This is a genomic window from Maricaulis sp. CAU 1757 (genome assembly GCF_054482675.1).
In genome coordinates, this window is sequence record NZ_JBTLRI010000001.1 from 1308674 (window position 1) to 1319676 (window position 11003).

General features: G+C 66.5%; 8 protein-coding genes. All 8 read left to right on the plus strand.

The genetic code is table 11. The annotated features are described in order from the left end of the window. Nucleotides 1-7 precede the first annotated feature (7 nt). The 8 genes from narI (at nucleotide 8) to ACXYMR_RS06155 (ending at nucleotide 10965) form a co-directional block, all read left to right on the plus strand. Nucleotides 8-775 (plus strand): respiratory nitrate reductase subunit gamma, encoded by a 768-nt coding sequence (narI, locus tag ACXYMR_RS06120; RefSeq protein WP_458941877.1) that lies wholly within the window; start codon nucleotides 8-10, stop codon nucleotides 773-775. Then, nucleotides 772-1905 carry a peptidylprolyl isomerase gene (locus tag ACXYMR_RS06125; protein WP_458941878.1) on the plus strand — a complete coding sequence of 378 codons (1134 nt, stop codon included), beginning with the start codon at nucleotides 772-774 and terminating at the stop codon, nucleotides 1903-1905. The genes narI and ACXYMR_RS06125 overlap by 4 nt, the downstream gene beginning before the upstream one ends. Nucleotides 1906-1922: 17 nt before the next feature. Then, nucleotides 1923-2483, plus strand: a complete 561-nt coding sequence (locus tag ACXYMR_RS06130; protein WP_458941879.1) for a hemerythrin domain-containing protein — start codon at nucleotides 1923-1925, stop codon at nucleotides 2481-2483. Further along, a complete protein-coding gene (gene mobA / locus ACXYMR_RS06135; RefSeq protein WP_458941880.1) occupies nucleotides 2480-3217 on the plus strand; it encodes a molybdenum cofactor guanylyltransferase in 738 nt (245 codons plus the stop codon). Before ACXYMR_RS06130 ends, mobA begins: the two co-directional genes overlap by 4 nt. Before the next feature lie 823 nt (nucleotides 3218-4040). After that, nucleotides 4041-5873, plus strand: a complete 1833-nt coding sequence (locus ACXYMR_RS06140; RefSeq protein WP_458941881.1) for an aminotransferase-like domain-containing protein — start codon at nucleotides 4041-4043, stop codon at nucleotides 5871-5873. 101 nt (nucleotides 5874-5974) lie between these two features. Continuing rightward, complete coding sequence (locus tag ACXYMR_RS06145; protein ID WP_458941883.1) at nucleotides 5975-6877, plus strand: carbon-nitrogen hydrolase family protein; 903 nt, start codon at nucleotides 5975-5977, stop codon at nucleotides 6875-6877. A gap of 58 nt (nucleotides 6878-6935) precedes the next feature. Then, nucleotides 6936-9335, plus strand: coding sequence for a TonB-dependent receptor (locus ACXYMR_RS06150; protein WP_458941884.1), 2400 nt, complete (start codon nucleotides 6936-6938; stop codon nucleotides 9333-9335). A gap of 127 nt (nucleotides 9336-9462) precedes the next feature. Further along, the gene (locus ACXYMR_RS06155; RefSeq protein WP_458941885.1) at nucleotides 9463-10965 is read left to right on the plus strand and encodes a sulfotransferase family protein; all 1503 of its coding nucleotides are present in this window, start codon (nucleotides 9463-9465) and stop codon (nucleotides 10963-10965) included. Nucleotides 10966-11003 lie beyond the last annotated feature (38 nt).

The following is an 11003-nucleotide window of genomic DNA, read 5'->3' on the forward strand; positions in this document are numbered from 1 at the left end:
GCCAGTCATGGCCCAGGAACACGCAGTCACACTCGCCAGCGCCGGCTGGCTGGATCAAGCCCTGTTCGGCTACTACCCCTACATCGCCCTGGCGGTGCTGGTGATCGGTTCGGTGCTCCGTTTCGACCGCGAGCCCTATTCGTGGCGGACCGGGTCGTCGCAGCTCCTGCGGCGCAAGCAGCTGGTCCTTGGTTCGATCCTGTTTCATGTCGGTGTCCTGGTCATTTTCGGTGGCCACCTGGTCGGCCTGCTCACCCCGATCGTGGTGTTCGACACTCTGGGCATCAGTCACGGTGCCAAACAGGTGCTCGCCATCGTCGCCGGCGGAGTGGCCGGCGTGCTGGCCATCCTCGGTGCGCTGATCCTGCTGCATCGCCGCCTGTTCGATCCGCGCATCCGCGCCACCTCGAGTTTCGGCGATACCGGTATACTGGCGCTTCTGACCGTGCAGCTGGCGCTCGGCCTGTCCACCATCGCCTTGTCGGCGCAGCATCTCGACGGTTCGGAAATGGTCAAGTTCATGAGCTGGGCCCAGGGAATCTTCACCTTCCGACCCGGCGCTGCCGACTACGTCGCCGATGTGCACTGGATCTTCAAGGCACACCTGGTCCTCGGCCTGACGATCTTCCTGGTCTTCCCCTTCACCCGCCTCGTTCACATGCTGTCGGCACCGGTCTGGTACCTCAATCGCCGCGGCTGGCAGCTGGTCCGCACGCGCCGCGACATGGCGGCAGACAAGAAGTCGTCAACTGCCGCCAAGCGGGGTGTGTCATGACAATCGCGAGCGCCATCTTCCACGGCGTGGAAGTGCCCGAGAGCCTGCTCGCCGACGAATTGCAGAACCATCGTGCGGCAACGCTCGCCGAGGCTCGCAGCATGGCCGGACGGGCGCTGGCCGCCAAGGCGGTACTGCTCGCCCGGGCCGCTGAACTGGACATCGACGCCTCGCCGGAACGCAATTCGCAGGGGCAGGAGGAGACGCCGGAGGAGGCCCTCATCCGGACCGTGCTGAGCGAGGAAGTCGAGGCTCCGTCGGTGTCCGAAGAGGCTGTCCGGTCGGTCTATGATTCCGGTCCGGACCGCTTCATGTCACCGCCGCTCCTGGAGGCCTCGCACATTCTGGTGGCGCCGGCCGAACCGGGCGCGACAGCACTCGAACAGGCACGTCTGAAGGCCGTCGCCCTGATCAGCGATCTGCAGACCCGGCCCGCAGGATTCGCCAAACTGGCAGCCAACCAGTCCGCCTGTCCGTCCGCCGCCGAGGGCGGCAGTCTGGGACAGCTGCGCCCGGGTGACGTACTGCCGGACATCTGGACCGCGCTCAGCGACATGGAGCCCGGCACGATCCGTCCGGAGCCGGTGGCCAGCGAGCATGGCTGGCATGTCCTGCGTCTGGATCACCGGTCCGATGGCGAGCGTCTCCCCTTCGACTATGTCCGTCCGCACATCGCCATGCAGCTCGAAGCACGGGCGTGGACGAAGGCTGCAGCGAAGTATGTCGATCGATTGCTCGCAGCTTCGACCGCCGAACCGGGTCTGTGCCTGGGCCCGGATGGCCGCCTCACCGGCGAGGGCGGCACCGTGGTGCGGGCTGGCGGCTTGTTGGGACAGGCGCTGTCTGACGTGAACCTCGCCTATGACGCACTCGCTCCGGCGGCAAGGGCTCGCCTCGATCATGCCGCGTCCAGTGAACACGCCGCGCCAACCGAATGTCTCGCCAGGACGATCCGTCTCTTCCTCTCGAAGGCGGATGATGAGGCGTGGACCCAGCTCGTCTCCTGCCTGCGGGACAGCGAGAACCCGCTGGCCGACAGTCTCGCACTGATCGTGAAACACCAGCTGCCTCCGGTACACGCCACGCACACGCTCATTCAACCGAGGACCGGGGCCCCAGCGACCCCCTGAGGGAAAGGATCAAGGCCATGGGCAATGCGACGGAGTTCAAGCCGATCGAGCCCATTCCGCTCGACCTCTTGCGGGAGCCCCTGGTCTGGTTCTTTGCCGAACACTATCGCCATCGTGACGCCTGCTTCCGGCTGACGGAGTTGCGGCAATCGGACCTGTTCGACGATGCGGTGTTTCAGGACCTGCACGATTTCCTCGACCGGGACCTGCCCCTGCACGTGCTCGACGAGGAGGACGATCTGTTCCCGCTGATGCTGGAGCGTTGCAAGCCGGATGACAGAATTGAGAGCGTGCTCGACATGCTGTCGGCCGAGCACGCCAACGACATGTCGGCTGCCGACGCCGTGAAGGCACTGTTGGTCCGGGCGCTTGCCGATAGGAGCGGGCTGGCGCGCTACGCGGACGCCGGTGCCAGAATCGACACGTTCTGCCGCCAGCAGCACCGCCACATCGCGGTCGAGAATGCGGTCGTCCTGCCCATCGCCAGGCGCCGCCTGACGGAAGGTGACCTAGTCACTCTCGGCCGGCATATCGCCGCCCGCCGCGGCCTGGCCGACCCGTTCGAGGCGACGGCATGACCGGGACCGGTGTGGTCATCCTCGCCGGCGGTCGCGGGCGTCGCATGGGTGGTGGCAAGCCGGAGCGGCCGTTCCGCGGGCGACGGCTGATCGATCCGGTACTAGACCGCGTCGCCGCATGGTCTGTTCCGGCCGTGATCTGTGTCCGGGAACGCGACCAGGTGGCCGGATCCGGGCTGGATCAGATCATCGACCGGCAGGACGTGGAGGGGCCGCTGGCCGGCCTGCTGTCGGCGTTCTCATGGGCGCAGGGTGCAGGGCTTGACCATGTTCTTACCCTTCCATGCGACACCCCCTTCCTGCCGGAGAATGTGCTGCCAAAGCTCCGGCGCGCGTCCATCATGGCTGGCGCACCTGCCGTTGCGTTCTCGGCAGGGCGACGCCACCCGGTCTGCGCCGTCTGGCCGGTCGTCTCGGCGCACGCGGTCGCCGCCTATGCCGGGACCGGCCGCACAAGCCTGTCTGGTGCACTGTCGGCGTGTCAAAGCGTGGATGTTTGCTGGACGGACGAGCAAGTCGATCGGTTCTGCAACATCAACACGATGGAGGAACTCGCCGGGGCTGGCGGAGAGCTTTGCTGGCACCATGGCGTGTCGCGGCCCGGCAAGGCCGCGTGCGACGCCGGCGGAGGGGGTGAGTCAGCGCCGCACACTCCCCCCTTCAGGCGGGCTGGCACCGCCAGCTCCCCCGCGCGCGGGGGGAGCGGACGCACCGGACGAGGTCCTTCCCCTTGATGGGGAAGGTGCCCCGAAGGGGCGGAAGGGGTGAATCCCGGTGCTGGCCGTGTCTGACACCCGGCTCCCACCCGCTTCGTCTCGCCGCTGACGCGGCGATCCACCTCCCCCATCAAGGGGGAGGACCTGCGTGAGGCAGGCTCAACACCCCCCTTCTCCCCGGGGAGAAGGTGCCCCGAAGGGGCGGATGAGGGGGGAGACACCGCCCCCTCCCGGAGAGTCCCCGCCACAAGAAAAACCTCTCCGGACAGACCTTGCTTCCCCCCTCTCCCTCGATCCCTCTCCCCAGGGAGAGGGAGGCTCACGCGGTCATAGAATTTTTTTCTCCGCACTCTCAGCGACCGTCCGTGGCGGTTTTCTCAATGAAATCAGCGGGCGTCCCTCTTTTCCGCCCCGTTTCATCCCCACCCCCTTTCACCCGTGAGACACTTGCCCCGTCCTCGCACCAGCTCGAGGCCCGGCCTAGACAACCGGGGGGACGGGGAGAGCGGAGCTCGTCCGGGTCGGTCGGTCATGTCGGCCGGCGACCCCGGCGGGGCTGCGGGCGGCGAGGAACGGCACTATTGGAGGACCGTTCCAGGCCAGCCTGCCTTGCCAACTCGGGTCCTTCGAGGCCCGGTCAAATCTCCGCATGAGGGACGGTGTCGACGTCCAGTTTAGTTTCGCAGGACGTCTGCACCGTCCCGCATCCTCATCATACCGCCAGGCGGAGGTGCCGTGGCGCTATCAATCGTGCCGTCACCCTCTCACAGCCAAGAAGGCTTGGCGATTGTCCGCGCGGCAGGGTAGGCGAAAGGGGGCTGAACTGATCGGGGAGGATTGTTTGGCGGATCGCGACAGCAGTTTGCTGCCCCTGTTCCAGATCGACCGCAATGCCTCGCTGTCCCTGCAGGAGCAGATCCGGCGCAGCGTCATGGCGGCGATCGCCGATGCGGTATTCCGACCGGGGCGCCGGCTGCCATCCTCGCGCAAGCTGGCCGACGCGCTGGGCCTGTCGCGCAATACCGTCTTTCTCGCCTATCAGCAGCTGATTGCGGAGGGACATCTGGAAGCGCGCGAGCGCTCCGGCATCTATGTCGCCGAGCAAGCCGTTCGCCAGGTGCTGCCGGACGCTCCGGTGGTCGGCCGCCGCAGCGGCGAAACGGCGGTCGACCTGACCCGCTTCCTGCAGAGCGATGTGGTCCCGGCGGCGCGCTGGCGCTGTCCGCCGGACTGGCAGAAATACCGCTATCCCTTCGTCGAGGGCCAGTATGACAAGTCGCTCTTTCCGGTCGCGGAATGGCGCGAGGCCAGCCGGCTGGCGCTGGCCGTCAGGGATGTCGAGGAATGGTCGGTCGATAATGGCGAGGTCGACGACCCGATGCTGATCGAGGAAATCCGCACCAAGCTGCTGCCGCGCCGGGGTATCCGGGCGCGGCCGGGCGAACTCCTGGTCACCGTCGGCGAACAGCAGGGCCTGTTCCTGGCCAGTCACGTCCTGGCCGGCGCCGACCGCCGCGTCGTCGTCGAGGAGCCCGGCCTGCCGGAACTGCGCGACCTGGTCGCCCTGCGCGGTGGGCGCTTGGCCTACCAGCCCGTCGATGACGAGGGCATGGTCATCGATGACGGACTGGCCGGGGTCGACCTTGTGTGTGTGTCGCCAAGCCGCCAGCGACCCACCGGGGTGACCCTCTCGGCCGAGCGCCGCCGGGCCCTGCTCGAGCGCGCCGAGCGCGACGACTTCCTCGTCATCGAGGATGATTTCGAGTGCGAAATGAATTACCTGTCCAGCGCCGTCCCGGCCCTGCGCGGCATGCCCGGCGGCGAGCGCGTGGTCTATGTCGCCAGCCTCTCCAAGGTGCTGGCACCGGGCGTGCGCCTCGGCTTCATGGTCGCCAATCCGGACATCATCGAGCGCGCCCGCAGGCTGCGCGAGCTGACCACGCGACGGCCATCGCCCAACAATCAGCGTGCCGCGGCGCTTTTCCTCTCGCTTGGCCATTACGACGCCATGATGCGGCGCCTGACCCGGGTCTGCGAGCAGCGCCTCATGCTGCTGCGCGACGCCCTCAACCACTACCGCCCCCTGCTCCTGGCCCTGGCCCCGGTCGAGGGCGGCACGTCCTACTGGGTGCGGGGCCCGGACGGGCTGGATGCCGACCGGCTGATCGCCCTGGCGGAGCGGCGCGGCATCCTGATCGAGCCGGCAACCAGCTGGTTCGCCCAGCCCGACCGGCCGCGCAACATGTTCCGCCTCGGAGTGACCAGCCTGCCGGCCGAGGCCATCCGTGACGGTATCGAGGAACTCTCCCGCCTCGTTCGCGAGTTGTCCCTGCCATCCGGACGGCCCAGCCTGGTCGCCCTCGACGGCGACGCTATCCGGCAACACCTGTCCGGCGCCAGCCTGCTCTACAAGACCGTTTACGGCGAACCCTGCACCATCGAGCTGCATGCCGATGGTCGCATGCTCGGACGCGCCGGGTTTGCCGGTGAGGACCGTGATGCCGGGCGCTGGTGGGTCGAGGGCGATCGCTGGTTCCGGCAATGGCGAACCTGGGCCTTCGGCGAGATCCGCGACTTCCGGGTCGGCGTCGAGGGGGGGCGGGTCCACTGGCTCGACGAGGCCGGCCAGTCCGTGGATTCGGCCCTGCTCGGCGCCGACGATCTGGCCCCATAGAGCGATAACAACTGGCACTAAGGGCGCTGCCGACGCGCTGCCATCCTCGCCGCAAATGCCGCCACCCGACTTCGGGAAAGGCGGCAAAGAGGGGAGAATGCATGTCGTCGATCGGGATAGTCGCCATCCAGCTGGACGCGGAAACGCAAGGCAATCTTGAGCTTGTCGAGCGTGAAGTCCGCGCCATCCCGCAGCGCTTCCCCTGGGTCGACCTGGTGGTGCTGGGGGAGCTGGCGGTACACGGGGCCTCGACCGATCGGGCCGAGCCGGCCGGCGGTGAAACCGAGCAGCGCCTGGCCAGCCTGGCCAGCGAAACCGGCCTCTGGTTGGTGCCCGGATCGCTCTACGAGCGTCGGGGCGACGCCGTCTACAATACCAGCCCGGTATACGCACCGGACGGCAGTGAAGTGGCTCGCTACGACAAGATCTATCCCTTCCTGCCGTACGAGAAGGGCGTCACCGCCGGTCGTCAGCCGTTGGTTTTCGACATCCCCGGCTGCGGCCGCATCGGTCTCGCCATCTGTTACGACATGTGGTTCCCGGAGTTGGTCCGCACCCTCGCCGCGGACGGCGCCGAGGTGATCCTCCTGCCGACCCTGACCAATACAGTCGACCGCGATGTCGAGCTCGCCATTGCCCGAGCCAATGCCGCCGTCAGCCAGTGCTTCTTCGTCGACGTCAATGTCGGCGGCCGTCTCGGCGTCGGGCGCTCGGTCGTCTACGGACCCGGCGGTGAGCTCATTCACGAGGCCGGGTCCGGTCGCGAAATCATCGCCCTCGATCTCGATCTGGGCCAGGTGCAGCGTGTCCGCGAGCGCGGCTGGCAGGGTCTGGGCCAGGTGATGAAGAGCTTCCGCGACGCCGATGTCGACTATCCGCTGCACGCCGATGCCAAACAGCGCCGGGCCGTGCTTGCACCGCTCGGCCCGCTCGAACTTCCGGCGCGTGCCGGCCGGCCGGCGGAGACCGGGCGCCCACGCGCCAAATTCCGTTCGGGTCACTGATTTCAATTCAATGTGCCGGTCACCCGGCGAGATATCAAAGTTCAAGGGGGAGAGAATTATGGGCAAGCAAATCAGGAATGGTCTTACGCGCCACGCCATCGCCGCAGCATTGCTCGGTGGAACCGCGCTGACCGGGCTGGGGGGCGGCATCGCCGTGGCACAGGATGCCGAGGCGTCCGCCGACCCGGTCATGCGCGACACCATCACGGTGACGGCAACCCGCCGCGCCGAGAGCGTCACCGACGTGCCTTACAACATCTCGGCCGTATCCGGCGCCGAGATCGAGCGCGCCAACATCCTCGACGAGGCCGAGTTGCTACGCTCGGTGCCCGGCGTCACCATTATCGATCGGGGTGCCCGCAATTCCGGCACCGTCAATGCCGTCCGCATCCGGGGTCTGGCCGTCGACAGCAATGCCATCGGTGACTACGCCGTGTCCTCGGTCGCCTCTGTCTCGACCTATGTCAACGACACGCCGATCTTCGCCAATTTCGCCCTGCGCGATGTCGAGCGGGTGGAAATCCTGCGAGGCCCGCAAGGCACGCTGTACGGCTCCGGATCGCTCGGCGGCACGGTGCGCTACATCACCCGCGACCCGGTCTTCGGTGAGTTCGGCGGCTCGGTGAGCGGGACGGTGTCGTCGGTCAACGGCTCGGAAAGCCTGGGTTATGGCGGCGACGCCGTGCTCAACGTGCCGCTCGGAGAGCGGGCCGGCATGCGTCTGGTCGGCAGTTTTGGCGATTATCCCGGCGTGGTCGATTATGTGAACCTGTACGAGCTCGACGCCAGCGGCGTGCCCGTGGCACCCAATGGAATTCTCGATCCGGCCGCCTCCTACACGGTCGAGGAAGACGCCGACACGGTCGATACCTGGATGGGTCGGGCCACTTTCCTGTTTGAGCCGACCGACACGCTCAGCCTGCGCCTCGTGCATTCACGCCAGTCCGACGATGTCGGCGGTCGTCGCCAGCAGACGGTGGGGCAGGACGGCTTCGGCCGCACCTATGAGGAATACGAGAACGGCTCCGTCCAGCGCGAACCGTCGAGCCGCGACATCAACATGACGTCGCTGGAAGCCGAACTCGATCTCGGATTCGCCACCCTGACCTCGTCGACCTCGCACTATGACCACGAAGGCGACAGCGTCTCGGAGAACACGGGCTTCTACGCCCAGGCCGGCTGGCTGGGCTGGTACTACAACTATCCGCGGCCGATGGCGCAGGCGGTCCGGACCTATGCCGACGAAGCGGTGATCCAGGAAGTCCGCCTGGTCACCGATGATGGCGGTCAGTTCGACTATGTCGTCGGCGGTTTCTATCGCCAGCAGCAGCGCGGGGCGACCCAGCAGAGCTACCTGGTCGGCTTCAAGGACTGGTGGGACGCCTACCTCCCGGTTGCGGCCGGTGCGGTCACCGGTGACCAGGACTGGGATTACCGCCTGACCGAGCACTTCACCGAGACCGCCATCTTCGGTGAGCTTACCTGGTACGCGACCGACAACCTCGATCTGACGTTCGGGGCCCGATATTTCGACAACGAGTCGGAAAACGACACTTTCATGGCGCTGCCGCTCTGGACCGGTCTGTTCCCGGACGTGAATGCCGACTTCCAGTCATCGGAAGACGACGTCCTGTTCAAGTTCAATGCGGCCTGGCGCTTCTCCGACCAGGACATGTTCTACGCCACCATCTCGGAAGGCTATCGCCGCGGTGGCTCCAATGCGGTGCCGCTGTCCGGGCTTTATGCAGAGGACCCGCGCTGGCAGTTCTACACCGCCGACAGCGTGGTCAATTACGAGGTCGGCCTGAAGGGCAGCCGCAGCAGCGGGCTGACCTATGACGTCAGTCTGTTCTACGTCGACTGGGAAGACCCCCAGTTCAATACCTCGACCACCAATTGGGGCTTCTTCGCGGTCCAGAATGGCGGCGCCGCTCGCAGCTATGGCCTGGAGGCCACGGTGGACGGCTATGTTGGCAATGCCTGGCACTACTCGCTCGGCTACGCCTACATCAATGCGAGCCTCGCGGAGGACTTCCACGCCCCTGACCGGCCGGCCCCGGGCGCTCCGATCGCCCTGGATGGCGCCATGTTGCCCGGCACGCCCGAGCATCAGCTCAACTGGTCAGTCGATTACACGACGCAGGTGGGAGGTTGGGCCTCCTTCACGCGCCTGGACGGTTACTACCAGTCGGACACGCGCAACGCCGTGACGGATTCACCGCGCTTCAACGTGCCGTTGGACGGGTTCTCGATCTGGAACCTGACCACGACCTTCTCGCAGGACGATCTGGCCGTGTCCTTCTGGGTCAAGAACCTCACCAATGAGGAAGGTGTCACCGGCGTGTTTACCGAAGCCTATATGGGCACGGCGCCATCCGAAGGTTATTTCGGAAACGGCAACAAGCAGTTGCTGGCTCTGCCCCGGACCCTTGGCGCGACCCTGCGGTACAGCTTCTAATCGCTGTTGCGAGCGGCCGGCCCGGTGCCGGCCGCCTGCCATTCATCTGGAAGGCCTTGCCACCTTGTCGATTGCGCCCGCTGACCGTTTACTCACTGTCGACCAGGCCCTGCGCCGGAGGCAGGTCGTGAGCGCGCTGGCGACGGCCCGGACACTGACCCAGGATCATCCCGAGATGGTTGATGCGTGGCTGGCCCGGGCCCGTGCCGAACAGGCATCGCATGACCTCTTGGCCATGCGCCGGAGCCTCGCCGAAGCCCTGGCTCTGGCACCCGGCTCGCCGCTGGCCCGACTGATGGACTGCGAGGCGCTCATCCATTTGGGTCACATAGGTCTGGCGCGACAGGCCTTGTCCGAAATGGTGCCGGACGCGCAGGGCGATGCGAGCTGGCTGGCCCGCTTGTCGGAGATGGCGGGCCAGGTCGGCGATCATGACTCCGCCCTGTCGTGGGCCAGGGCAGCCGTGGCACTCAAGCCGGATGTCGCCGACTATTACTACGGCCTCGCCACCGCTCTGATCGCCACGGGAGGGCTTGATGCCGCGGAGGACGCGTTCGACGCCGTCATCCGCCTGGCGCCTGATGATTTCGATGCCTACTACAATCGCTCCACCCTGCGCCGCCAGACGGCTGAGCGAAATCACGTCGATGAACTGCGCCGCCTGCTGGCTGCGCCGCACCGCTCCGCCATGGCCCCGGTCCAGCTCAACTACGCACTGGGCAAGGAGCTGGAAGACCTGGGCCTGCACGACGAAGCGTTCCGTGCCTACAGCCAGGGCGCCGAACGCCGGCGCCGCCTGATGCAGTATCGGGTCGATGGCGATGTCGCTGCGATGCGCGCCATCGCCGACAACTTCGGTACAGAATATCTGGCGGCAGCTGGCCGTTCACCCGAGGCAACGCCAGGCAGCGCGCCCGTCTTCATTCTCGGCCTGCCGCGCTCCGGTTCGACATTGCTGGACCGGATGCTTAGCCGGCACAGCGACATCGAGAGCTTGGGCGAGCTGAATGACTTCCCTCTCGCCCTGACAGAGCTGTGTCGGGGCGCCGGCTCCAAGGGCGACATGATCGCGGCGGCGTCGACTCTCGACCCGGCGCGGCTTGGTGCCGCCTATCGGCGTCGTGTGGAAGGTCGACGAACCAATGGCACCGTCTTTCACATCGACAAGGCGCCCTCCAATTTTCTTTATATCGGCCTCATTGCCCGCGCCCTTCCGGAGGCGCGCATCATCCATATCCGCCGCGACCCGATGGACAATGCGTTCTCGATGTTCAAGGCGCTGTTCCGGATGGGCTATCCGTTCTCGTATGATTTCGCCGATCTCGCCGCCTACATGACTGCCCATACCGAACTCATGGCGCACTGGAAGCGGCATCTCGGGGACCGCCTGATCAGCGTCGATTACGAGGCGCTGGTGGCGGAGCCCGAAGCGCGGCTGCGTGACGTGTTCGGCGCGATGGGACTGGATTACCAGACCGACTGCCTGGACTTCACTGCCAATCCTTCTCCGACGGTCACTCATAGTGCGGCCCAGGTGCGCCAGCCGTTGAATAGTCGTTCGGTCGGGGTCTGGCGCCGGCATGAGCGGCAGCTCGCACCCCTCGCCAAGGCGCTGGGGTACGCGTCATGAGCCTGCGGGCAACGCTGTTGGTCCTGTGTGCACTTTTC

Excerpts from the sequence above, each read along its gene's own strand:
- narI (WP_458941877.1), top strand. The coding sequence starts at position 8 with ATGGCCCAGGAACACGCAGTCACACTCGCCAGCGCCGGCTGGCTGGAT.
- mobA (WP_458941880.1), top strand. The coding sequence starts at position 2,480 with ATGACCGGGACCGGTGTGGTCATCCTCGCCGGCGGTCGCGGGCGTCGC.
- ACXYMR_RS06150 (WP_458941884.1), top strand. The coding sequence starts at position 6,936 with ATGGGCAAGCAAATCAGGAATGGTCTTACGCGCCACGCCATCGCCGCA.
- ACXYMR_RS06125 (WP_458941878.1), top strand. The coding sequence starts at position 772 with ATGACAATCGCGAGCGCCATCTTCCACGGCGTGGAAGTGCCCGAGAGC.
- ACXYMR_RS06130 (WP_458941879.1), top strand. The coding sequence starts at position 1,923 with ATGGGCAATGCGACGGAGTTCAAGCCGATCGAGCCCATTCCGCTCGAC.
- ACXYMR_RS06145 (WP_458941883.1), top strand. The coding sequence starts at position 5,975 with ATGTCGTCGATCGGGATAGTCGCCATCCAGCTGGACGCGGAAACGCAA.